This is a genomic window from Anaerotruncus massiliensis (ex Togo et al. 2026) (assembly GCF_900199635.1).
In the GTDB taxonomy this organism is placed as follows: Bacteria; Bacillota; Clostridia; order Oscillospirales; family Ruminococcaceae; genus Anaerotruncus; species Anaerotruncus massiliensis.
This window is the reverse complement of sequence record NZ_LT962687.1, coordinates 2395735-2417806: the sequence shown is the minus strand read 5'-3', so window position 1 is coordinate 2417806 and position 22072 is coordinate 2395735. Positions and strand designations below refer to the sequence as shown.

At 63.5% G+C, this 22072-nt stretch carries 21 protein-coding genes; 9 read left to right on the top strand and 12 right to left on the bottom strand.

Going from position 1 to position 22072, the window contains the following annotated elements; translation table 11 throughout:
• Positions 1 to 64: 64 nt before the first annotated feature.
• Positions 65 to 1132 carry a LacI family DNA-binding transcriptional regulator gene (locus C1A13_RS11730; protein ID WP_172439270.1) on the top strand — a complete coding sequence of 356 codons (1068 nt, stop codon included), beginning with the start codon at positions 65 to 67 and terminating at the stop codon, positions 1130 to 1132.
• Between the two features lie 16 nt (positions 1133 to 1148).
• Positions 1149 to 2270, top strand: coding sequence for a 4Fe-4S binding protein (locus C1A13_RS11725; RefSeq protein ID WP_101552207.1), 1122 nt, complete (start codon positions 1149 to 1151; stop codon positions 2268 to 2270).
• 60 nt (positions 2271 to 2330) lie between these two features.
• Here C1A13_RS11725 and C1A13_RS11720 read toward each other — a convergent pair whose 3' ends face one another.
• The 8 genes from C1A13_RS11720 to C1A13_RS11685 all read right to left on the bottom strand — a co-directional run bounded on the left by C1A13_RS11720 (position 2331) and on the right by C1A13_RS11685 (position 11596).
• Complete coding sequence (locus C1A13_RS11720; protein WP_101552205.1) at positions 2331 to 2777, bottom strand: VOC family protein; 447 nt, start codon at positions 2775 to 2777, stop codon at positions 2331 to 2333.
• 83 nt (positions 2778 to 2860) lie between these two features.
• The gene (locus C1A13_RS11715; protein WP_101552204.1) at positions 2861 to 4396 is read right to left on the bottom strand and encodes an FGGY-family carbohydrate kinase; all 1536 of its coding nucleotides are present in this window, start codon (positions 4394 to 4396) and stop codon (positions 2861 to 2863) included.
• A gap of 25 nt (positions 4397 to 4421) precedes the next feature.
• Positions 4422 to 5129, bottom strand: coding sequence for a deoxyribose-phosphate aldolase (gene deoC / locus C1A13_RS11710; protein WP_101552201.1), 708 nt, complete (start codon positions 5127 to 5129; stop codon positions 4422 to 4424).
• A gap of 18 nt (positions 5130 to 5147) precedes the next feature.
• Positions 5148 to 6320, bottom strand: a complete 1173-nt coding sequence (locus tag C1A13_RS11705; protein WP_101552199.1) for an iron-containing alcohol dehydrogenase — start codon at positions 6318 to 6320, stop codon at positions 5148 to 5150.
• A 71-nt stretch (positions 6321 to 6391) separates the two neighbouring features.
• Entirely contained in the window at positions 6392 to 7738 is a 1347-nt protein-coding gene (locus C1A13_RS11700; RefSeq protein WP_101552197.1) for an amidohydrolase family protein, read from the bottom strand.
• A gap of 74 nt (positions 7739 to 7812) precedes the next feature.
• Positions 7813 to 9255: an alanine/glycine:cation symporter family protein gene (locus C1A13_RS11695; protein WP_101552195.1), complete on the bottom strand. Its 1443-nt coding sequence runs from the start codon at positions 9253 to 9255 to the stop codon at positions 7813 to 7815.
• Positions 9256 to 9279: 24 nt separating this feature from the next.
• Positions 9280 to 10461: a trans-sulfuration enzyme family protein gene (locus C1A13_RS11690; protein WP_101553271.1), complete on the bottom strand. Its 1182-nt coding sequence runs from the start codon at positions 10459 to 10461 to the stop codon at positions 9280 to 9282.
• Positions 10462 to 10798: 337 nt separating this feature from the next.
• Positions 10799 to 11596 carry a MerR family transcriptional regulator gene (locus C1A13_RS11685; RefSeq protein ID WP_101552193.1) on the bottom strand — a complete coding sequence of 266 codons (798 nt, stop codon included), beginning with the start codon at positions 11594 to 11596 and terminating at the stop codon, positions 10799 to 10801.
• Positions 11597 to 11930: 334 nt separating this feature from the next.
• Here C1A13_RS11685 and C1A13_RS11680 point away from each other — a divergent pair, with 334 nt between their 5' ends.
• From C1A13_RS11680 to C1A13_RS11650, 7 genes are all read left to right on the top strand, one after another.
• The gene (locus C1A13_RS11680; RefSeq protein ID WP_101552190.1) at positions 11931 to 12662 is read left to right on the top strand and encodes a GntR family transcriptional regulator; all 732 of its coding nucleotides are present in this window, start codon (positions 11931 to 11933) and stop codon (positions 12660 to 12662) included.
• Between the two features lie 76 nt (positions 12663 to 12738).
• Positions 12739 to 13581, top strand: a complete 843-nt coding sequence (locus C1A13_RS11675) for a class II fructose-bisphosphate aldolase (RefSeq protein ID WP_158595546.1) — start codon at positions 12739 to 12741, stop codon at positions 13579 to 13581.
• Positions 13578 to 14552 (top strand): PHP domain-containing protein, encoded by a 975-nt coding sequence (locus C1A13_RS11670; protein ID WP_101552185.1) that lies wholly within the window; start codon positions 13578 to 13580, stop codon positions 14550 to 14552. Before C1A13_RS11675 ends, C1A13_RS11670 begins: the two co-directional genes overlap by 4 nt.
• A 1-nt stretch (position 14553) precedes the next feature.
• The gene (locus C1A13_RS11665; protein ID WP_101552183.1) at positions 14554 to 15132 is read left to right on the top strand and encodes a 2-oxoacid:acceptor oxidoreductase family protein; all 579 of its coding nucleotides are present in this window, start codon (positions 14554 to 14556) and stop codon (positions 15130 to 15132) included.
• The gene (locus tag C1A13_RS11660) at positions 15129 to 15464 is read left to right on the top strand and encodes a 4Fe-4S dicluster domain-containing protein (protein ID WP_101552181.1); all 336 of its coding nucleotides are present in this window, start codon (positions 15129 to 15131) and stop codon (positions 15462 to 15464) included. The genes C1A13_RS11665 and C1A13_RS11660 overlap by 4 nt, the downstream gene beginning before the upstream one ends.
• Entirely contained in the window at positions 15451 to 16629 is a 1179-nt protein-coding gene (porA, locus tag C1A13_RS11655; RefSeq protein WP_101552179.1) for a pyruvate ferredoxin oxidoreductase, read from the top strand. Before C1A13_RS11660 ends, porA begins: the two co-directional genes overlap by 14 nt.
• Before the next feature lie 12 nt (positions 16630 to 16641).
• Positions 16642 to 17574: a thiamine pyrophosphate-dependent enzyme gene (locus C1A13_RS11650; RefSeq protein ID WP_101552177.1), complete on the top strand. Its 933-nt coding sequence runs from the start codon at positions 16642 to 16644 to the stop codon at positions 17572 to 17574.
• A gap of 66 nt (positions 17575 to 17640) precedes the next feature.
• Here C1A13_RS11650 and C1A13_RS14660 read toward each other — a convergent pair whose 3' ends face one another.
• From C1A13_RS14660 to C1A13_RS11630, 4 genes are all read right to left on the bottom strand, one after another.
• Positions 17641 to 18213 carry a hypothetical protein gene (locus tag C1A13_RS14660; protein ID WP_146021723.1) on the bottom strand — a complete coding sequence of 191 codons (573 nt, stop codon included), beginning with the start codon at positions 18211 to 18213 and terminating at the stop codon, positions 17641 to 17643.
• Positions 18214 to 18388: 175 nt separating this feature from the next.
• A complete protein-coding gene (locus C1A13_RS11640) occupies positions 18389 to 19462 on the bottom strand; it encodes a substrate-binding domain-containing protein (protein WP_101552174.1) in 1074 nt (357 codons plus the stop codon).
• 58 nt (positions 19463 to 19520) lie between these two features.
• Complete coding sequence (locus C1A13_RS11635) at positions 19521 to 20528, bottom strand: ABC transporter permease (protein ID WP_101552173.1); 1008 nt, start codon at positions 20526 to 20528, stop codon at positions 19521 to 19523.
• Positions 20529 to 20531: 3 nt separating this feature from the next.
• Positions 20532 to 22055, bottom strand: a complete 1524-nt coding sequence (locus C1A13_RS11630; protein WP_101552171.1) for a sugar ABC transporter ATP-binding protein — start codon at positions 22053 to 22055, stop codon at positions 20532 to 20534.
• Positions 22056 to 22072 lie beyond the last annotated feature (17 nt).

Below are 22072 nucleotides of genomic sequence, written 5' to 3'. Positions count from 1 at the left end.
TGTTTCACTGATTATTCGGAAACTTCACGCGGAATACTTGATGAAAAGGGATTGCTGTGCTAAGATGGAAAAAAAGACAGGATGCGTCCAGAAACGGCAGGTGAGGCTTTTGAATATCCGGGAGATCGCACGGCAGGCGGGGCTTTCCATCGCCACCATTTCCCGCGTCATCAACCATCCCGAGACCGTCGCGCCCGAGACGAGGGAGCGCGTTTTGGGGATTTTGGAGTCCTGCAACTATTCGCCCAAGCTGGCCGCCAAGCCGCCCAGGAAAAAAACCGGCGCCGTCGTCCTGATCGTCCCGGTCCTGCCGCGGTATTACGGCATTCTTGCCGGCATCCGCCAGGTCCTGCAGGCCAACGGCTACCAGCTGACGATCTGCGAGACGAGCGGCTTTCGGGGCGGGGAGAACGGAAGCATCCGCGCGGTCGCGGCCTCCCGGCCGGACGGCGTGATCCTGGTGCGCGGCTACGAAGCCCCGCCGGAGCTCGGGCCGCTCCGGCAGGCGGGGATTCCCGTCGTCCTGGTCGGGAAGTGCGCGGACGCGGAGAGCGAGAACAACTGCAGCATCAACTTCCAGGACGCCGCCGCCAAGCTCACCGCCCACCTGATCGACATGAAATACACCCGTATCGCGCTGGTGCAGACCGAGGCGGACTATCCGGAAAAGCCGCAGATCACGGCGGGCTTTTTGCAGGCGCTCGCGGCGGGCGGCCTGGACGCGGGCGGCTGTCCCATTTTGGAGACGGAGGACAGCGTCCGGGGCGGGTACATCGTTTTAAAGGAGATGCTCGCGGAGGGGGAAGCCCTGCCGCAGGCGTTTTTTGCCGCCGATGACGGCATCGCGGTCGGCATCATGAAGGCGGCGCAGGAGGAGAAGCTCGCGGTTCCCCGCCAGCTGGCGGTCGCCGGCTTCACGGACTCCGAGATGGCCACGGTCGTCTGCCCGGCGCTCACCACGGTGGAGCATCCGTATGAGCGGCTGGGGACGGTGGCGGCCCGGCGGCTGATCGACCTTATCGAGAACAGCGAGCTTTACGACATCGAAACGCAGGAGATCGTGCTGAAATCCAAGCTGAAGATCCGCAAATCCTGCGGCAATAAGAAGAATATCTATGAGCAGTTCGAGTGAGGGGAGGGGAAGCGGTATGTGCACAGCGGTGGATTTTATGGGCCTGCCCCTGAAAAACCCGGTCATCGTGGCGGCCGGTCCCTGGTCGCGGGACGCCGCGTCGATCCAAAAGGCGATCGACGCGGGGGCGGCGGCCGTCGTCACCGAAACCATCACACTGGAAAAGAGCCAGCTTCTCCGGCCGCGCATCTACCGGCAGGAGGGGCGGCTACTCAATACGACGCTCTACAGCACGCTGTCCTTCGAGCAGCTGGAGCGGGAGCTTTCGCAGGTCCGGAAGGGGGACAGCTTTCTGATCTGCAACATCCGCGGCGGCACCCCCTCCGAGCTTGCCTACACCGCCACGGCGGTGGAGCGCTTCGGCGCGGACGCGCTGGAGCTCTGCTGCTTCACCCCCATCGGGACCAAGATGGAGAACCTCGCGATCCATCCGGATGAGATCTACGAGATGATTCGGCAGGTCACCCAAAAGGTCTCCGTCCCCGTGATGGTGCGGCTGCCCCATCACGCGGCGTCCTCCCGGGAGTTCGTCCAGGCGGTGGAGCGCGCCGGGGCGAAGGCTGTCAGCGCGATCGAAACCCTCTCCGGGCTCATCGGGGTGGACGTCGAGCGCGGCCGCTCCCGGACGCCCACGATCGGTGGGTATTCCGGCCCGCATATCCGTCCGGTCTCGCTGGCGGCGACCGCCATGCTCAGCCAGCTGGCGGACTGCCAGATCGCATCGATGGGCGGGGTGGAGGACGCGCTCAGCGCGCTGGAATTCCTCATGCTGGGAGCTTCGGTGGTCCAGCTGGGCTCGGCGGTCCTGCTGGGAGGATATGGGCGGATCACCCGGACGGTGGAGGATCTGGAGGCGTGGATGCGGGCGCACCGGTATGGCTCGGTCGAGGAGCTGCGCGGGATCGCGCTGGACTCCCTCTCCCCCTTTGAGGAGATCCTCACCCGCCGGCTGCACGCCTCGCTGGATTCCCCCTGCGGGCAAAGCTGCGGGGAGGGCGGCTGTCCCTGCGTCACCGCCTGCCTCGACGGCGCGGTCGTCCGGGAGGGGGACCGCGTCCGGGTCGTCCGGGAGCGGTGCTCCGGCTGCGGGCTCTGCGTTTCGCTCTGCCCCGGCGGACATTTTTCCCTGCGGAAATAGGCGCACATATCAAAAGAGGCCGCTGAACCTGTTCAGCGGCCTCTTTTGATATGGGTTGCCTTATGGATTGACGAGCGCGGGCCCGTCCCCTCCCTCCACCCAGGCGAAGATCTCCCAGATATTGCGCTCATAGTCGAGGAAGTAGGCGGCCCGCGAACCAAATCCGAAGGTCTCGGGCTTGCTGATGCAGACCACTCCCTTGGAGGTGAAATCCTCGTAAATTTCGTCCACGTCCTCCACCCGCGGGACCTTGATCGCGGTCATGAAGTTGTGCGCCTCATCCATGAGGTTCTGCTCGCCCATGATCTCGGCGACGGCATCCCGCGCCCAGATTGCGATCGTCGCGCCGCGGAAGGAATACTCGATAAAGTTGGGGTTTTCCACCGTCGGCTGGATCCGCTTCGGCTGGAATCCCCACTTGTCCTCAAAGAATCGGCGGGAACCGTCAAAGTCCTTCGGGAAAAAACAGATGGCTTCAATGTTGTCCAGTTTTTCAACCGCGCTCATAAAATCGCTCCTTCATATTTATTTTTACCGCGTGGTTATGCGGCCGGGTACCTGGTGCCTGGGGCGGGCGGAAGCGCCCGCCGTCACAGGGAGGAGAGCTGCCGGAAAGCGCCGCCGCGCAGGGAGGCGTACACCTCCCGGTAGACGCGGTGGAGTCGGCGGTAGGTCTCGGCGTTTTCCGGGATCGGCGGCACGGTATGCGAGATGTGCACCATTTCGCGCGCACCCTCCCGCACGTCGGCGAAGAGGCCCGCGCCCACCGCGCCGATGATCGCCGCGCCGACCAGCGTCGCGTCCGCGACGGCAAGCACCTTGACTTCCGTGGCGAACATGTCGGCGATGATCTGCCGCCAGAGGCGGGATTTCGTGGCGCCCCCCGTGATGGCGAGGGAACGGATGGAGACGCCGGATTCCCGCATTGTCTCGTACATGTCCTTCGCCTCGAGGGTGATCCCCTCCATGACGGCGCGGAGCAGGTCGTTTTTGGTGCTCGAGAAGGTCAGCCCCGCGAAGACCCCTCTGGCGTCGGGGTCCCAGTTGGGATACCCGCTTCCGGTCAGGTGGGGAAGGAAGACGACCCCGTTTGAACCGGGCGGGCTTTGTTCGGCGCGGATATCCATCAGCCGGTAGGCGTCCGTGCCGGTATCTTCCGCGTGAGCGCATTCCGCCTCCGCGAGGACGTCGCGCGCCCACCGATAGGCGCTCGCCGCCCCGAGCTGGTTGGCCTCCAGCTCGCAGATGCCGAAGGCGGGGGAGAGCGGGGCCATCAGGCCGGCGGTCTTGCTGAGGTCGAGGGACCGCGCGCCCGCCACGAGAAAACCGGAGGTGCCGAGGGTAAGGGAGGCCATGCCGTCGCTCACAACGCCCGCGCCGATGGCGGCGCACTGCTGGTCGCCCGAACCGGCGATCAGCGGCAGCCCCTCCGGAAGCCCGGAGTGGGCGGCGGCCGCGGCTGAGACCGAGCCGATTCGCGCGCCGGATTCCACGAGGGGCGGCAGCTTTGCACGGTCGATACCGGTCGCCGTCAGGATGCGGTCGGACCAGCCGCGCGCGGCGAAATCCACCAGCCCCAGCGTGCAGGCGGCCGTCAGCTCGGCGCGCAGCTCCCCGGCGCCGAACCGGTAGGACACATAGTCCCCGAGGTGTACGATCCACCTCGCGCGGCGGTATGTATCCGGGTCGTTTTTCAAAATCCAGACGAGCTTATGGATGGCGAAGGGAGGCGAGACGGGCATCCCGCTGATGCGGTAGAGTTCGCCGGGATCGATCCGTCCGGCCGTTTCGTCGATCGTCTCCGCCGCGCGCTGGTCCTGCCAGCCGTAGAGACGGCGGTCAATCATCCGCATTTCATCGTCCAGGAAGCCGAACGTCGACCGCTGGCAGGAAAAACTGGCGCAGGCGAGCTGGGAGGGGTCGACGGCCGCCGCTTCCACGGCGCGCCGGCAGGCCTCAAAGGTCTTTTCGACGATCTCCTCCGAATCCTGCTCCACCCATCCGGGGCGGGGATAGGCGGCGCCGTATTCCCGGTACCCCTGCCCCGCCACCGAGCCGTCCGTCCCGATGATCATCGCTTTCGCGCCGGTGGTGCCCACGTCGATTGCCGCGATATAATGTTCCAAACAGAGCTTCTCCTTTCCCGGCCCGTCAGAGGAGGCCGATTTCCTTCATCTGGTCGTACGCGTCGATGATCTGGCCGGACGCCCGCGTCCCGATGAGTTCCGCCCCGGCCTTGATGAAGGCGTAGGCGTTCTGGGGACGCGGGAATTTGACGCCGGCCACCTTCAGCCTGACCCCGGTGCCCGTGAGCGCCTTTTTCATGACAAGGAACTGGTCCATGCTGGGGCCCTCGTACTGTCCGGTGGAGGTTTTCGCGTAGTCCAGTCCCGCCTCGGCGATGAGCCCGCATACCCGCGTGATCTCCTCATCCGTCAGGAAGCACACTTCCAGGATGACCTTGGTCAGCGCGTCCTTCCCGGCGATGCGCTTGAACGCGTCCAGCTCCGCCTTCGTCACGTCGTAGCGGCCGTCGCGGACCGCCCCGACGTTGATGATCAGGTCGAGGGTGTTGCAGCCCGCCCGGAGCGCCTCCTCCATCTGGGCGATCTTTACGGGCAGGGGGGAGGCCCCGAACGGAAAGTCGATTCCCGTTCCGATCAAAAGGTCGCTCCCCGCCAGCTCCTCCCGGACGACAGGGGTCCAGTAGCTGGTCGCGGAATAGAACGCCGCGCAGTTGTAGGCGCGCGCGGTGCGGCAGCCCTCCCGGATCTCCCGTTCGCAGGCGTTTTTGGGGAGCACGCTGTGGTCGAACAGCTTGCCGAGTTCCTTTTTGGAGATGTGCGCAAGATCAACCATTCCGAATCCCTCCAGCAATCAGTAGGCTTTTTCAAGCAGGCGGGTGATGTCGGCGGCGTCCAGGGTCTGATAGTCGTTATCCAGCCCCACGCCCATATAGGCGACCGTCGCCTCGGCGATCGCACGCACGTCCGGGCCCACCCCGACCTCGCGCAGCGTCTTGTCGAGCCCGATATCCCGGAGCAGCGCCCTGATCTCATCGATCGAGCCGGCCAGCAGTTCCTCGTCGGAGCGGCCCTCCGTCTTAGCCGCGGGGTTCAGCAGCTTCCCGACCACCTTGTATTTGTCCGGATTGGAGCGCATGTCGTACTCGTAGACGACCGGCGCGAGCGCCGCCAGGAATTCGCCGTGCACGACGTTGTCGATGCCGCCAGCGGCATGGGCGACGGCATGGCAGTTGGTCACGCCGCCCATCGAGATGGCGATGCCCGCCAGCGTGTCCGCCAGCGCCATCTGCGAGCGGGCCTCGAGGCTGCCGCCCTGTATGACCGCCTCGCGCAGGTATCTGCCGACTATCGAGATCGCCCGCTCGGCGTAGAGGTCGGAGATGGGGGTGGACATGCGGCTGGTGTAGGCCTCAAGCGCGTGGCAGAAGACGTCGAAGCCGGTGCTCGCCGTAATCCTCGGAGGCAGGCTGAGCATGAGCTCGGGGTCGATAATCGCGTGCCTGGCCCAGGTGTAGTCGCAGCCGAAGCCGGGCTTTTCCTTTGTTTCGGGGTTGGTGATGACCACATACTGGGTCACGTGGCTGCCGGTGCCCGACGTGGTGGTAACTGCAACGACCGGTAAGGTCGCGCCCGTGATCGCCTGCCGTCCGCCGCTCGGGGTAGGGGCGAAGTCCCAGATCTTTCCCCGGTGCCCCGCCGCAATTGCGATCCCCTTGGCGGCGTCGATCGCGCTGCCGCCGCCGAGGCCGATCAGGACGTCGACGCCGCTGTCCATGGCAAGCGCCGCGGCCCGGTCGACATCGACCGAGAGAGGGTTGGGGCTGATATCGGTGAACGCCACCGACGCGACGCCGCTGTCCGAAAGGATTTTTTCCAGCCGTGCGAGCAGGCCGTTTTCCCGGAAGAAGGGCCCGGTCGTGACGATCATCGCCTTTTTCCCATACTGCTTTACAACTTCTCCGGCCTCCCTGATTTTCCCGGGGCCAAAGGTGAGCCTGACCGGCGTGTTCCAATTGAATTCCATGGTGTTCCTCCTAAAGCTGGGATGTGTTTGCGCGAGCAAAACATCCTCTGGTTTGTGGACGGCCCCGCGGTTCAGTTCTCCGGCCGGAGGAGCTCCCGCGGGCCGTACCGCGCGAGTACCCGTTCCCCGGCCTCCCGCGCGGCCTCCATGATCCGTTTCCGGTCCACGCGGCAGAGGCTGCGGTCGCGCATGACCGCGCGCCCGCCGATATAGCTGTCGCGCACGTCCTGCCCCGTCACGCTGTAGGCGAGGGTGGAGAGGACGTTGTCGTAGTGGCCGAGGCGCAGCGGGCAGAGGTGGGGCGCGTCGGTATCGATCGTGATGAAATCGGCGCGCTTGCCGACTGCAATGCTCCCGAGCTCCTTTTCCAGCCCAAAGACCCGCGCCCCCTGGATGGTGGCCATCTCGAGCGCCTGCCGTGCGCTGACCGCGCGGACGCCGCCCGTGATCGCGTGCAGGAGCAGGATCCCCTTGATCTCGCGGAAGAGGTCGTTGCTGTTGTTCCACAGCCCGCCGTCGGTGCCGAGCCCGACCGGGACGCCCGCGGCGAGGTAATCGGGGATCGGCGCGACCCCGTCAGCGATCTTCATCTCGCAGAGCGGGGTGTTGACGACGCGGAAATCGGCCCTGCCGAGCATCCCAACCTCCTCCCGGTCCACCTGCACCGCATGGGAGCCGATGATGGGGGCGATATCGAGAAGCCCGCGCTCCTGGAGGTAGCGCACGGGGGTTGTGCGGAAATGCTCGGCGATGTGGCGGGATCGCCAGTCGGTCTCGGCGAAATGCTGGGTAATGAGCACCCCGCTGTCGCGCGCGAATTCCTCGATCAGGCGCAGTTGCTCCTCGTCGAAAAATTCCTCCGAAAGGCTGCTGACGACGGGCAGGATGCCCTGTTCCCGGCACTCCGAAAAGAACGCCGCATAGTCCTCCCGCAGGGCTTTTGCCCCGCCGGCGGCGAGACGGTCCTGGATGTCGTCGGAGACGCCGCCCCGGATTCCCGTTTCGGCCATCGCCCGTATCGAGTCCTTCCCGAGGGAGGTGTACTCGTGCTCGAGGAGGAAGGTGGTGCCGGACATGATCGCCTCGATATAGGTCAGCTGGCGCGACCAGAAGAGGTCCTCCTTCGTGAGGTCCTCCAGGAAGTAGCGGCGCGGCTCGTAAATTTCGTTCTGCTCCAGCAGTGTGAGGCCATCCCCAAGCCCACGCAGGACGGTCATGTCGCCGTGGACGTGGCCGTTGACCATGCCGGGGAAGATGATTTTGCCCGCCGCGTCGACGCGCTCCCGCGCCTCGCCGGGGAGCGCGCCCTCGCATACCGCGGCAAACCGTCCGTCCGTCACGCCGATGGAGCCGACGAACGGCCGGCAGCCGGGCTCCATCGTGACGATGATGCCGTTTTCAAGTTTCAGATCAAACATGCGACCCCTGCCTTTCAATGGCGGAAGCGGCGGGGAACCCGGGGCTCCCCGGCCGCTCCCGTCCTTTGGTTCGTTTAGGCCTTCGCGGAGGCCTCGTCGTCGACCACCTCGCCGTAGATCACCGGCTCGGGGTTTTCGCCGCGCTTGAGCGCGGGCAGGTAATTGTCAAAGAAGTCGTGGAAGAGGCGCATGATCTCCTTGCGGTTTCCGATGATCAGCGTGACCGTCAGCAGGATGAAGACGGCGCTGATGAGGTCCTGCAGGGCCCAGATCGCGGCGACGTCCAGCGTGGAGAGGAAGACCAGCGGCAGGACGTAGTAGCAGATGTGGGCGTATTTGAGCACGGGCGTCAGCCGCCGCTTGCCCAGACAGAAGTTCAGCGACTTTTCGCAGGAATAGAAGAGCGCGATGATCGTCGTCCAGACGAAGAAGCCCAGGATGATCGCCATCAGGTAGGCGCCCCACTCGCCGTAAGCCATGCGGAAGGAGATCGTGGAGAGCTGGCCACTGGTGATGTCGCCGTAGTCGATGTAGGAGTTGGTGATGATCAGGGTGAGCGCGGTCATCGTGCAGATGACGATGGTGTCCACGAAGATTTCGCCCCATGCCCACGCGCTCTGGCGGACCGGATGGTCGGTCCTGGCCGGGGCGTGCAGGACGATGCCGAGCCCGGTGCCGGCGTCGTTGGAATACATCCCGCGCGCGAGGCCGTAGCGGACCGCGTCGCGGACGGTGGCGCCCGCAAAGCCGCCGATGCCGGCGATCGGGGTAAAGGCGTGGGAGAAGATCGAGCCGAAGGCCGCGGGGATCCGGTCATGGAAAATGACCAGGATGCCGACGCAGGCGACGATATAGAGGATCGCCATGAAGGGGACGGCCTTTTCCGCAACGGCGGAGATCCGCTTGAGGCCGCCGGCGACAGTGATGAACACCGTGATGCCGAGGAAGGCGAGGATGAAGCGCTTGTCGATGCCGAACGCCTCGTGGATCGAGTTGGTGAACGCCTCGCTCTGGGTCAGGTTGGACCAGGGCCCGGAGATGACGCACCACAGGCCGACCAGGAAGCCGCCGACCTTCCAGCCCATGGCGTCGCGCACGACGAACGCGCGCTCGCACATGAACTCGTTGGAGGATTTATACCGGACGCGGTATCGCTGCCCGAGGATAATCTCGGCCGCCTTGGTGGACATGCCCACCAGTCCGGCGACCCACATCCAGACGATGGCGCCGGGGCCGCCCATCGTGACCGCCGTCGCGACGCCGGCGATGTTCCCGACCCCGACCGTGCTGGCGAGCGCCGTACATCCGGCCGCGAAGCTGGAGATGGTCCCCTCGCCTTTTTCCCCCTTCTTGAAGAGCTTGCCGATGGAATTCTGGAACATGAACTTGAGGGAGAACTGGTATTTGAATTTGAACTTGATCGTCATGTAGATACCGATGCCCAGCAGGGCGATCGTCATCGGGGTCCCCCACAGGAAATTGGCGACCGCCTGTATGCCGTTAACCAGGAAATCCATTATCTTTCCTCCTCATCTGATCTGTCAGGTGAATACGTCCAATGCGGAATTGAATTCGGAAATCAGGTCGTCAATGTCCTCCGTTCCCACCGAGACGCGCAGCAGCCCCTCGTGGATTCCCATCTTGAGGCGGATTTCCTCGGGCACGCCGTAGTGGGAGGAGGAAACCGGATGGGACATGCTGGTGCGCAGGCCGCCCAGCGTGGTCAGGTATTTGACGAACTGGAGACGGTGCAGGAATTCGTTGATCTTCTCCCGGTCGTCCGCCACCGAAAAACTCAGCATCGCCCCGCAGCCGTGGGGGAACATCCGCTTGGCCAGCTCCCGCTGCGGGTGGGTGTCGAGGCTCGGATGGTTGACGCGCCGTACGTGCGGATTTTTAAGCAGCGCCCGGGAGAGCAGTTCGGCGTTTTCGATCTGCTTTCTGACGCGCAGGCCCATCGTGCGGACGCTGCGCAGGCAGAGCCACGAGGACACCGGGTCCGCGCAGCAGCCGGTCAGGATATACTGGTTGCGCAGCTCCGCGCCGATCTCGGGATCGTTGTAGGTGATGGAGCCCGCCGTCAGATCGCTGTGGCCGCCGAAATACTTGGTGAGGCTGTGCATGACAAGGTCCGCGCCGTGCTCCAGCGGCTTGATGACGAACGGGGTGGTAAAGGTGCTGTCCACCATCAGGACGGCGCGCGCGCCGTGCGCGACAGCCGCGACCTCGTCCAGGTCCACCAGCGTGGTGAGTGGATTGGAGATCACTTCGGTGTAGAGGACCTTTGTATTGGGCCGGATCGCCTTGCGGATTTCGTCCGGGTTGGTAAAATTGGCATAGCTTGTCTCAATCCCGTACCGGGGGAGGATGTTGTCCATCAGGTCGATCGTCTCGCCGTAGAGCGAGCTGTTGGCCAGGATGTGATCCCCCTGTTTGGTGCAGGTGTGCAGGGCAAGGTTGATCGCCGCCATGCCGGAGGAACAGACGAAGGTCTTCTGCCCGTTCTCCAGGTAGGAGATCGCCTTGCCCAGCGCGTTGCGGTCGGGGTTTGCGATCCGGTTGTAGACGTAGCCGTCCGCGTCCACCGTTTCGACGAGCTCGTGCAGGTCGCCCATGGCGTAGGCGCTGGCGAGGAAAATCGGGGGCGCGTCCGCATGCAGGACGTCCCCGTCCAGCTCGTCTCCCGCGTAAAGAAGCCCGGTATCGTCTTTCATTTGGTTCATCATAACTCACCTCAAAAATTGGTATCGCCGGTGTCCGGTGAATGGTTCCGCGCCGTCCGGGGCCTGTCGCGACCAGGCCCGACGGTACAGGGGATTTTAACAGTTGCCCGCTTGACGACCTCATTGTAGACCTTGACGCTACGTAAAGGTCTATTCACGTTTTGTTGGAGAATCGAACAAAATATTCTGTAGATTTAGCCAATTATTGATCAAACAAGCCAATACAACCCGCGTGTGGGAAACACAAAACGGTCGGCCTGGCAGGGCTGTCTCAAACGTCAACAATCCTGTCAGGCCGGCCGTCCGGCGGGCCGAAGAACCTTTGGTTCCCGTTTTTTCAGAGGAGGATCTGGATTTCGTACTCCGCCCGCTCGTACTCCTTAAGGTTGTCCTCATACTCGTTGGCGATGACGAGCGTGTGCGGGGGCGGCTCCCGAATGTAGTCCCGGATGCGGTGGGTGTCGATGTCGTCGAGGAAAATCCGCGAGCGAAAGCAGAGGTACTCCCCGGCGGGCAGGCTGCGGATGCCCGGGGAGAGGACGGCGGGCTTCTCCCGGAGGTAGACGAAGTAGCCAGCCTCCAGAAAGCGGCCCTCGAGCATGGCGTCGAAATCCATCAGGAAGCCGTATTGGCGGCGGTAGGCGAGGCGTTCCTCCTGCTTCCGGCTCTTCAGGGCGGCCAGCCGCACCGCCTTTTCGTCGACGGGCTCCCCCGCGAAACAGGGGGTGTTGAGGATATACCGCTCCTCCAGATGGACGCGGTAAAACTCCTCGGGCGGTCTGCCGGAGGCCCCGTAGGTGAAGTATTCGATATACCACTCGATGTCCCGCAGGATTTTTTCCGATTCCTCGATGGCGCGCCGCTGTTTTTCCCGCTGCTCGTTGAGGTGGGAGAGCAGCGTTTCCACGCTTCCCGAGAGGATGACCTCCTTGATGCTCTCGAGCGACAGGCCGAAGCTCTGCAGGTACTTGATGCGGTCGATGTAGTGAAACTGCTTGAAGGAGTAGTAGCGGTACCCGGTGTCCGGGTCGGTGTAGGAGGGGGAGATCAGCCCCATGGAATTGTAGTAGCGCAGGGTGCGCGTTGTAATGCCCATCAAGGCCGCGGTTTCGCCAATGGTATACAATTCTTTCATAACGCACCTCCGTTGTTAAATCAACCTAACATGATTATACCAATACGATCATATATTGTGCAAGTATGATTTTGTGCATATAAATCTCTTGACAAGTGGGTCCGCAGACGCTACTATATTTGTATATACAGGAACGTTCAAGTAAAGGCGGAGAGGGAGGCTGCCGCGCCGGGGACGGTTCCTGTCTATCCCGCTTGCACGCCAAATGCCTGTCTACAGGCGTTTGGCACGACCCTGTCCGCTTGCTTGACATTGTCCAGACACGTAATATAATGAAGGAGGATACATAAAAATTTCCAACTGCTGATAAAGCGTCGGAAACCGGAGGGAAAGTATGGTACTGGACAAAAACAGCCCGAAGCCGCTGTACGCGCAATTGGAGGACATCCTGCGCACCGCGATCCTCAACAAGGAATGGGAAGTGAATCATGCCATCCCGTCTGAGATTGAACTCAGCCGGATGTACAGCATCAGCCGGATGACGGTGCGCGCCGTCATTACCCAGCTGGTGAACGAAGGGATGCTCTACCGCGTGCAGGGGAAGGGCACGTTTGTCGCCGAGCCCAAAATCTCCACGAAATCGCTGGCCTACATGGGCGTGCGCGAGCAGCTGGAACGGATGGGTTATCAGACCTCGACCCGCCTCGTCCGCTTCGAAACGGTCAGGGCGAACGCGCACATCGCCGGAAAGCTGGGGATCACCCGTGGGGACGAGGTCGTCTTCATCGAACGGGTGCGCCTGGTCGAGGGCTGCCCGCTCAGCCTGCATCTCTCCTACCTGCCGAAGGCCATGTGCCCCTCCCTCACGGAGGAGTACCTGGAGACCGAGCAGCTCTGCGTGATCGTGGAAAAACAGTTCGGACTGAAGGCCGCCGCGGTTTCCGAATCGCTCGAATCGGTGCTGGCCACCGAGGAGGAGGCGGAGCTGCTGGAGATCGACCGAAGGTTTCCTCTCCTGATGCTTGAGGACGTCAACAAGTCCCCGGCTGGGCGCATCTTTGAATACAGCAAGGTGCTCTTCCGGGGGGATAAGATCAAACTCCATTTTGAATACGAAACCAAATAATCAGGCATTCGGCCGCGGTATGCCGCAGGGAGAGCGGGAAACAGCCGCGTTCCGCCTGCCGGAAAGCGAGGCTGTTATGAACGGCAATCTGTTTGTCCGCGTTTTGAGGCGGGCGAGGGAGTCCTCGACCGCCTGTGCATCCATCAACATCCTCAACTACAACACCGCGCGCGCGGTCATCCACGCGGCCGAACGGGCGGGGCGCCCGGTAATCCTGCAGCCCTCCGTCGGTACGGTGCGGCGCTATGGGGTCTCCGAGATGTTCCGGATGATCGACGGGCTGCGTTCGGCGGCGTCCGTCCCCGTCGCGCTGCATTTGGACCACTGCAGGGACGAAGAACTGGCGCGCGCCTGCGCCGACGCCGGATGGGACGCGGTCATGATGGACTATTCCGCGCTGCCGCTGGAGGAGAACATCCGGAAGACCCGTGAAATGGCCGCGTACGCGCACCCGCGCGGCGTTGCGGTCGAGGGGGAGGTGGGCGTCATCTTGGGCGTGGAGGAGGAGGTCTCGAGCAAGACCGCCAGCGCCGCGTCCTATGAGGACACGCTCGCCTTCATCGAAGGGGCGGGCGTGGATGCCATCGCGCCCTCCATCGGGACGGCGCACGGGCTGTATACCGGCGTGCCGGCGCTCAATTTCGGGCTGGTGGAGCGGCTCGCCGCGCAGCCGGTCCCCATCGTCATCCATGGCGGCACGGGGCTGCCCGCGGCGGATTTCCGCCGGCTGATCGCCCTCGGCGCCGCGAAGATCAATCTTTCCACCGCGCTCAAGCAGGTCTATCTCGGGGAGTCCCGCAGACAGCTTGAGAACCCGGACGTCGCCCCGGTCGCCTTCGACGAGGCGGTCGAGAACGCGGCCTCCCTGCTGATGGAGAAGTTCATTCGGCTGTTCGCCGGGGAGGACGTCGAGCTGTGAAACCTGTCACGGTAGGCCCGGCCGGCCGGGCTGCTTACGAATGCGACCTGCACAGCCACACGACCCGGTCGGACGGGAACGACACTCCCCGGGAGTCGATCGACCGCGCGGCGGCGCGCGGGCTCAGGGCCCTCGCAATCACCGACCACGACGTCCTGCCGCCGGCGGAGGTGTCCCTCCCCGACGGGAGCGTCCGGGAAATCCACGCCTATGCCGGGGAGCGGGGCGTCTGCCTGCTGCGCGGCATCGAGTTTTCCTGCGAAACGGAGATTCAGGACGTCCACATCGTCGGCCTCGGCTGCGACTGGGAGGGGCCTGATATGGCCCGGGAGGTCGCCCGCATCGCGGAGAGCAAGTCGGGCTCCTACCTCGAGCTCATCCGCAGGCTGAACGAACGGGGCTACCGGATCGACCTCGCGGAGCTGCTCGCCGCGGGCGGGCGGGAGATCCCCGTCGCGGAGCTGCAAAAGAAAGCGATTTTTGACTACATGGCGGCAAAGGGGTACGTCTCTGCCTGGAGCGAGGCGAAGCTCCTGGTCCGGGAGGACCCCGCCCTCAATGTCGAGCGGGAGAAGCCCGGCGCGCTGCGGATCATCGAGGCGATCCACCGCGCGGGCGGGACGGCGATCCTCGCGCATCCCTATCTGATTGACGAGCAGGTCCGCTTCCAGGGGGAGCGGATCGGGCGGTGGCGGCTGATCGAGCGGCTGGCCGGGGCCGGGCTCGACGGCATGGAGGTGCGCTATACCTACGATAAGACGACCTGCAAGGACCGCCGCCCGCCGGAAGCGATCTGGGCGGAGGTGCGGTCGCGGATGCCGGAGGGGCTGTTTGTCTCGGGCGGCTCCGACTATCATGCTGATTACAAGAAAGGACAGGACAATCCGCGCGACCTCGGGGAATGCGGGCTGACAATGGAAGAGTTTTTATCCGTCCCCGTCTTCGCGCGCCTGTACCGGACGGGAGGTTAAGATGAAAGAGATTGTGGAGATCAGATGGCACGGCCGCGGCGGCCAGGGCGCAAAGACGGCGTCGCTGCTGCTTGCGGACGCAGCCTTCAACACCGGCAGGTATGTGCAGGGATTCCCGGAATACGGGCCCGAGCGGATGGGCGCGCCCATCACCGCCTACAACCGGATCAGCCGGGAGCGCTGCACGGTGCACAGCAACATCTATGAACCCGACTACGTTGTGGTGGTGGACGAGACGCTGCTCTACGCGGTCGACGTGACGAAGGGGCTCAGCGAAGAGGGCGCGGTGATCGTCAATTCGGACAAAAAGCCGGAGGAACTGCGTGGGAGCCTGCACGGCTACCAGGGAAAAATCTGTACGGTGGACGCGGGACGGATCTCGGAGGAGACGCTTGGAAAGAACTTCCCGAACACGCCGATGCTCGGCGCGGTGGTGAAGGTGAGCGGCGTCATCCCGGAAGAAAACTTCGTGAAGGACATGCGCCAGTCCTTCGCGCACAAGTTCGCCACCAAGCCCCAGATGATCGAGGGAAATATGCGGGCGCTTGTCAAAGCGATGCAGGAGGTGCTCATCGGGTGAATAGCAAACGAGCGGCGGAAATCCGGGAGGATATCCGCTGGCAGGAGATTACACCGGGCGGCGCGGTCTATGAGGGCGGAACCGCTTCGGCGGTGAAGACGGGGGACTGGAGGGTCATGCGCCCGGTCTTCCACGCGGATCGGTGCAGGCAGTGCCTTCTTTGCGCCCCAACTTGTCCAGACATGGCTATTCCGGTAAAGGACGGTAAACGGGAGGATTTCGACTATTTCTACTGCAAGGGCTGCGGAATCTGCTTCAAGGTCTGCCCCTTCCAGGCGATCAGCTTTGAAAAGGAAACGCATCAGGAGGTGAACGGCGATGGGAATCCGTGAACGGCTCTCGGGAAACGAGGCGGTGGCATACGCGCTCAAGCAGATAAACCCGGACGTCATGGGGGCGTTCCCCATTACGCCCTCCACCGAAATCCCCCAGTATTTTTCCCAGTATGTCGCCAACGGGGAGGTCGACACCGCTTTTATCCCGGTCGAATCGGAGCACAGCGCCCTCTCCGCCTGCATCGGCGCGGAGGCCGCGGGCGCGCGCGCGGTGACGGCGACCTCCTCCTGCGGGCTTGCGCTGATGTGGGAGCTGCTGTATGTGGCGGCGTCCTCCCGCCTGCCGATCACCCTCGCGTGCGTCAACCGGGCGCTTTCGGGGCCGATCAACATCAACAACGACCACAGCGATTCGATGGGCGCCCGGGACAGCGGCTGGCTCCAGCTCTACGCGGAGACCAACCAGGAGGCGTACGACAACATGCTTCAGGCGATGCGGATCGCCGAGCATCCGGACGTGCAGCTTCCGGTCATGGTCTGCCAGGACGGCTTCATCACCAGCCACGCGATCGAGAATATCGAGCTGGTTGAAACCGACGCGGTCCGGGCGTTTGCCGGCCAGTACCGTCCGGAGCACAGCCTGCTCGGGCCGGAGCCGATGTCGGTCGGTCCATATGACGTCCCCGCCTACTATATGGAGCACAAGCGCCACCAGGCGCAAGGGATGATCAATGCCAAACGGGTCATCCTGGATGTCGCGCGCGAGTTTGAGCGAATGACCGGGCGCGGGTACGGCCTCATCGAGACCTGCCGGATGGAGGACGCGGAATGTGCGCTGGTGCTGATCGGTTCGTCGGCCGGGACCGCGAAGGCCGCGGTCGAACGCCTCCGCGCGGCGGGGAAGCGGGTCGGGCTCGTGAAAATCCGCGCCTTCCGGCCCTTCCCGGCGGAGGAGCTCGCGGCGGCGCTCCAAAACTGCGGCGCCGTCGCGGTAATGGACAAGTGCGCGGGCTTCTCCGCGGCGGGCGGCCCGCTGTTCGCGGAGGTCTGCGCGGCCCTGTACGGCGCCGCGCCGCGTCCCTTGCTCGTCAGCTACACCTACGGCCTCGGCGGGCGGGATGTGACGGTGGACAGCATGGAGCGGGTGTTTGGAGAGCTCGAGGAGACGCTCCGGACCGGAGCGGCGGCGGAGCCCTGCCGCTGGCTGGATGTGCGGGGATAAGGAGGAGAAAACATGTCATACAGCTTAAAGGAAGAACTGGCGAAACCCGAGCGGCTCTCGGGCGGGCACCGGATGTGCGCGGGATGCGGGTCCCCCATCGCGGTCAGGACGGTGCTGCGCGCCGTCAAACCGGAGGACCGGGCGGTCGTCTGCTGCGCGACCGGCTGTCTCGAGGTGTCCACGTTTTTATATCCGTATACGGCCTGGAAGGACAGCTTTATCCACAGCGCGTTTGAAAACGCGGGCGCGACCATTTCAGGCGTGGAGACGGCGTACGCCTCCCTCAAAAAGCAGGGCAAGGTGAAGGAAAACTGCAAATTTATTGCGTTCGGCGGGGATGGGGGCACCTACGACATCGGCTTCCAGTCGCTGTCCGGCGCGCTGGAACGCGGGCATGACATGGTCTATGTCTGCTATGACAACGAGGCCTATATGAACACGGGAATCCAGCGGTCCTCCTCCACGCCGCACTTCGCGGACGCGACGACCTCCCCGGCGGGCCGGGTCGTCCCTGGGAAAACGCAGGAGAAAAAGGATTTGACCCGCATCGTCGCGGAGCACCACATCCCCTATGTAGCCCAGACGACCTTCCTCGGAAACTTCCGGGACATCAGCGAAAAGGCGGAGCGCGCGATTTACACGCCCGGGCCGGCCTTCCTGAACGTCATGGCCCCCTGCCCGCGCGGCTGGCGCTACCCCTCCGAGGAACTGATGGAGATCACCAGGCTGGCGGTGGAGACCTGCGTCTGGCCGCTGTTTGAGGTCATCGAGGGCCGGTGGGTGCTCAACTACCAGCCCAAGAACAAGCTTCCGGTCGAAGAGTACCTCAAGCGGCAGGGCCGGTTCAAGCACATGTTCGCACCGGGAAACGAGTGGATGATCGAGACCTGCCAGAAGGAGGTCGACCGCAGGTGGGAGCGGCTGTGCGCCGCCTGCAACGCGTAACCGCTCATCATGATACAAAAGGGCAGAGGGCCCGCCGGAAATTCCGGCGGGCCCTCTGCCGCGTGTTTATGCGATCGGGTCCAGCTTTTTGACCGTCAGGGTCGCGTTCGCGTTGCCGTTGATGATTGCGTCCAGATTGGCGGGAAGCGTCCGCAGGATCGCGATCGCCAGGTCCAGGACGTCGTTGGCGGCCAGCGTCACGATCGTCGAGCAGGAGAGCCTCGCGTCAAAGGTCAGTCCGGTGCTGCCGTCGGCGGATAGGGTCTGCGAGCCGCGGGTCTGCTGGATGATGGCGCCGTTCCTGCGCACGCCGATCGCGGCGTCCACCGCCTTATTGGCGTTCAGCAGGACGTTGTAGTTGATTTCGTAGTCCCCCGGCTCGGCCACCATCAGGGAGTTCGCGGCGGGGTAAGCGACATTCCGGGCGGACATCGGGGTGTTTAGGGAAACCGGGAGATAGGTGTCCGCCTGCGTAAAGAACAGGAGCTGGGTGGTGGCGTTGTAGAGACCGCCGTAGGCGGCAAGCCCGTTGCCGGCGGTTCCGGGTCTGCATGGCGGAGGACAGCAGGGCGGCGGGGGAGGGACCGGACAGCACCGGGCGGAGTTGTTGGGGGCGCTGGAGTTTGGGTATATTGTCATGTGGCATCTCTCCGTAAAAATGGATTGGGAATTCTCCCATATCAGTCTATGGCGCGCCCAACCGAACCGTTCAAATTGCCGCCGGGAGCGGCGGAAGCGAAAGAAAAAGCGGCCCCGCAGTTTTGCGGGGCCGCTTTTGCGTCATGTGGAGGAGGTCTCCCCTGACGGGGCCTCCTTACTGGAGGTATTCCGGCATGGCTTCCTTGTAGTTGTCCTTGGTGACCATGATGCAGCTGACGGCGGTCTCCTTGGGGGGCTCCTCGCCGTTAACCATCATCATGATGTGCTCCGCGCTGATCCGCCCGACCTCGAGGGCGGAGAAATACGCGGCGGCCTTGAAGCAGGAGCCCTTTTCGAACTCCGCGGGGGCCAGATAGCCGCCGAGCCCGACGGTGCAGGAGCCGTCCGCGAGGCCGGCCTGCTCGATCGCGCGGGTCGCGCCGACGGTCCCCTCGTCCCCGGTGGTGAGGACCATCCACTTTTTGATCTGCGGATTGGCGACGATCACGCCGTTGGCGGACTGGAACGCGACGTTCAGGTCCATCTTATAGTCGGTCTTGAAGATGTGGTCCGCAGGGAAATCGGGGAGCATTTCGGCGATGATGTCGAGCTGGCCCTCCGAACGGGGGATGCAGCTGGTGACGGTGTCAGTGGTCATGATCATGATGCCGCACTCGGGATCGTCAACCAGGTTGTTTTCCTGCATGTAGTTGACCAGCCACTTCGCGCTCTCCTGGCCGATCATATAGGCGTCGATTCCAACCCAAGGCGCGATTTTGTTGCCCGCGTCGTCGATCAGCGCGTCATCGGCGGCCAAAACGGGGATGCCGGCCTTTTCGAGCTTCTCCACCGCGACCTGCGAAAGCGTCTGGTCGGGCGGGCAGCAGATGACGCCGTCCACCTTCTGTGCGATGACGGTGTCGACCATCTGGAGGAAGAGGTTGCCGTCGTCCTTGGCGTCGAGGTACATCCAGTCCTTGGCGCCGAGCTCCTTCACCTTTTCGCCGGCCGCCACGCCCTCATTGATAAACCAGGTCGCGTCGGCAAACTTGTAGATTCCGGCGATGACGACGTCCTTCTTTTCGGCGGGTGCCGGCTCCGCGGCATCGGGCTGCGTTTCGGGGGCGGCCGCCGGTTCGGCCGCCGATGCGGGCGCGGGCGCGGGCTCCGCGGGGGCGGACTGTGCGCAGGAGGCCAGGAGGGTGACCGCCATTGTCAGTGCGAGCAGAATGGCCAATGTTCTTTTCATACTAGTTCTCCTCTCATTCATACCGATAATGACCACGCGGCAGAGCCGCGCTGACGACTTAGTTTGCGCCGGAACGCCCGGCCTCGATGCTCTGCATCAGCATCTTCTTCTGGTGCTTGTTGCGGCGGTAGAAGTCGAAGGCGAGCGCGATCAGCAGGAGCAGGCCGCGCGCCACGGTCTGCCAGTAGACCTGGACCTGCGCCATGATGAGCCCGGTGTTGAAGCACTGGAGGATCAGCACGCCGAGGATCATCCCGCCGACCGACCCCACGCCGCCGGACATCGCCACGCCGCCGAGGACCGACGCGGTGATCGCGTCGAACTCGAGCCCGCTGCAGGAAGAGGGCTGGCTGGACTGCATGCGCGCGGCGAGCAGTCCGCCGCCGAGCGCGGAGAGCCCCGCGCTGATCATAAAGAGGATGGTGGAGATCTTTTCGGGATTTAAGCCCGCCAGCCGGGCGGCGTATTTGTTTCCGCCCAGCACATAGACGCTGCGGCCGAAGAAGGTTTTGCTCAGGACGATCGCGGAGACGAGGAAGGCGAGGATCAGTACCAGCACCGGCAGGTTGAAGATGCCGAGGACCTGCCTGGAGCCGATGTCGGTAAAGGATTTGTCTGAGATGAAGACCGGTTTTCCGCCGCAGAGGATGTAGCCCAGCCCCCGGAAGATCGACATGGCGGAAAGGGTGACGATGAACGGTTCCAGCTTGAGCTTGTTGACGCCCATCCCGTTTAAAAAGCCGATCAGCAGGCCGATCAGAACGACCAGCGGGAGGATCAGCATGCTCGGCACGCCCATTGTCAACAGAAGCCCCGCGACAACCGAGGAAAAGGCGGCGATCGAGCCGGGCGAAAGGTCGATCAGTCCCGCGATGATCAGATAGGTCTCGCCGATTGCCACGAGGCCGGTCAGGGACGCGGAGGTGAGGATGTTCAGTAGGTTCTGGGTGCTGAAATAGTTCTTGTTGATCACGGTAAAGACCACGACAATGACGAACAGGGCCACCATCAGGCCGATTTTTTCCACGAATCCGCTGTTTTTCCAAAACGATTTTCTCTTATCCATCGCTTAGTCCCCTCCCAGCATGGCGTACTGCAAAATGAGTTCCTCCGTGGCGTCCTTCCGGGAGACCTCGCCGGTGACGCGGCCCTCCCGCATGACAATGATCCGGTCGCTCAGCCCGATGATCTCGGGAAGCTCAGACGAAATCAGGATGACCCCCTTGCCCATCCGGGCATATTCGCAGATCATCTTGTAGAATTCCGATTTGGCCCCCACGTCGATCCCCTTGGTGGGTTCGTCCAGAATGATGACGTCGGGGTTGGTCTCGTGCGCGCGGGCGACGACCGCCTTCTGCTGGTTGCCGCCGGAGAGCTCGAGAATTTTTTTCTGCGCGTTCGGCGTCCGGATTTTAAACTGGCGGATTCCGCCCTCGATCAGCTGCGTCTCCCGTTTGGCGTCGATCAGCAGACAGGCGTTGCGCAGCCGCTTCAGCACGCTGATGGAGATGTTCATGCCGACCGAAAGGGTGGGGATGATCCCCTGCTCCTTGCGGTCCTCGGGGCAGAGGGCGATCCCGTTCGCGATGGCCTGCGCGGGCGAACGGTTTTCGATCTTCTTCCCGCCCAGCAGGACGGTCCCGGAGCGGGTCGGATCGGCGCCGTAGATCGAGCGCATGAGCTCGGTGCGCCCCGCGCCGACCAGCCCGGAAAAGCCCAGGATTTCGCCCCGATGCAGCTCGAAGGAGACGTTTTTCACATAGTAGTTGCAGAGGTCCCGCACCTCGAGAATGGTTTCACCGATGGAGTCGCTGCGCTCGAGCGACTGGAACAGGTCCCCGAGATCGCGGCCGACCATCATGCGGATAAGGTCCTGGTTGGTGCATTCCTGCCGGCCGACCTCCGCGACCAGCTGCCCGTCCTTGAAGACGATCACCCTGTCGACGATCTGTTCCAGCTCCTTCATCCGGTGGGAGACGTAGAATACGATCTTTCCCTGCGCGCGCAGCTTCCGGATGATGCGGAAGAGCACGCCGATCTCGTTGTCGGTCAGGCTGGCGGTGGGCTCGTCGAACGCGATGACCTTTGCGTTGCGGATGTAGGCCTTCATGATTTCGACCATCTGCTGGTGGGCGGTGGAGAGGGTGCGCACACGGGCCGCCGGGTCGATGCTGACGCCGAATTCCTCGATGACCTTCCGGGTCTCCGCGAGCATCCGGTTATAATCGATCAGGCGGTCCTTCCCACGCGCCCAGCTCCCCAAAAAGACGTTTTCCGCGACCGTCATATCGAGGATGACCTGGCGCTCCTGATAGATGACGCTGATGCCCGCCTCGATCGCGTCCTTCGGGCAGGTGAAATGCTGCTCCCGTCCGTTGAGCAGCACCTTCCCGGAGGTCATGGTGTAGTCCCCGTTGAGGATTTTTAAGAGCGTGGATTTTCCGGCGCCGTTCTCTCCGACGAACGCGTAGACCTGCCCGCTTTCCGCACGGAATGAAATCCGGTCAAGCGCACGGACGCCCGGGAAATACTTGCAAATCTCCCGGAACTCCACGACGTTTTTGGCCGGGGATTTTTGGGCCTCTTCCTTCATTCCTCATCCCTCCATTC

Bases quoted from the DNA above. Each gene is read 5' to 3' on its own strand.
- C1A13_RS11730 (WP_172439270.1), top strand. From the start codon at position 65: ATGGAAAAAAAGACAGGATGCGTCCAGAAACGGCAGGTGAGGCTTTTG.
- C1A13_RS11725 (WP_101552207.1), top strand. From the start codon at position 1,149: ATGTGCACAGCGGTGGATTTTATGGGCCTGCCCCTGAAAAACCCGGTC.
- C1A13_RS11720 (WP_101552205.1), bottom strand. From the start codon at position 2,777: ATGAGCGCGGTTGAAAAACTGGACAACATTGAAGCCATCTGTTTTTTC.
- deoC (WP_101552201.1), bottom strand. From the start codon at position 5,129: ATGGTTGATCTTGCGCACATCTCCAAAAAGGAACTCGGCAAGCTGTTC.
- C1A13_RS11705 (WP_101552199.1), bottom strand. From the start codon at position 6,320: ATGGAATTCAATTGGAACACGCCGGTCAGGCTCACCTTTGGCCCCGGG.
- C1A13_RS11700 (WP_101552197.1), bottom strand. From the start codon at position 7,738: ATGTTTGATCTGAAACTTGAAAACGGCATCATCGTCACGATGGAGCCC.
- C1A13_RS11695 (WP_101552195.1), bottom strand. From the start codon at position 9,255: ATGGATTTCCTGGTTAACGGCATACAGGCGGTCGCCAATTTCCTGTGG.
- C1A13_RS11690 (WP_101553271.1), bottom strand. From the start codon at position 10,461: ATGAACCAAATGAAAGACGATACCGGGCTTCTTTACGCGGGAGACGAG.
- C1A13_RS11685 (WP_101552193.1), bottom strand. From the start codon at position 11,596: ATGAAAGAATTGTATACCATTGGCGAAACCGCGGCCTTGATGGGCATT.
- C1A13_RS11680 (WP_101552190.1), top strand. From the start codon at position 11,931: ATGGTACTGGACAAAAACAGCCCGAAGCCGCTGTACGCGCAATTGGAG.
- C1A13_RS11675 (WP_158595546.1), top strand. From the start codon at position 12,739: ATGAACGGCAATCTGTTTGTCCGCGTTTTGAGGCGGGCGAGGGAGTCC.
- C1A13_RS11665 (WP_101552183.1), top strand. From the start codon at position 14,554: ATGAAAGAGATTGTGGAGATCAGATGGCACGGCCGCGGCGGCCAGGGC.
- porA (WP_101552179.1), top strand. From the start codon at position 15,451: ATGGGAATCCGTGAACGGCTCTCGGGAAACGAGGCGGTGGCATACGCG.
- C1A13_RS11650 (WP_101552177.1), top strand. From the start codon at position 16,642: ATGTCATACAGCTTAAAGGAAGAACTGGCGAAACCCGAGCGGCTCTCG.
- C1A13_RS14660 (WP_146021723.1), bottom strand. From the start codon at position 18,213: ATGACAATATACCCAAACTCCAGCGCCCCCAACAACTCCGCCCGGTGC.
- C1A13_RS11640 (WP_101552174.1), bottom strand. From the start codon at position 19,462: ATGAAAAGAACATTGGCCATTCTGCTCGCACTGACAATGGCGGTCACC.
- C1A13_RS11635 (WP_101552173.1), bottom strand. From the start codon at position 20,528: ATGGATAAGAGAAAATCGTTTTGGAAAAACAGCGGATTCGTGGAAAAA.
- C1A13_RS11630 (WP_101552171.1), bottom strand. From the start codon at position 22,055: ATGAAGGAAGAGGCCCAAAAATCCCCGGCCAAAAACGTCGTGGAGTTC.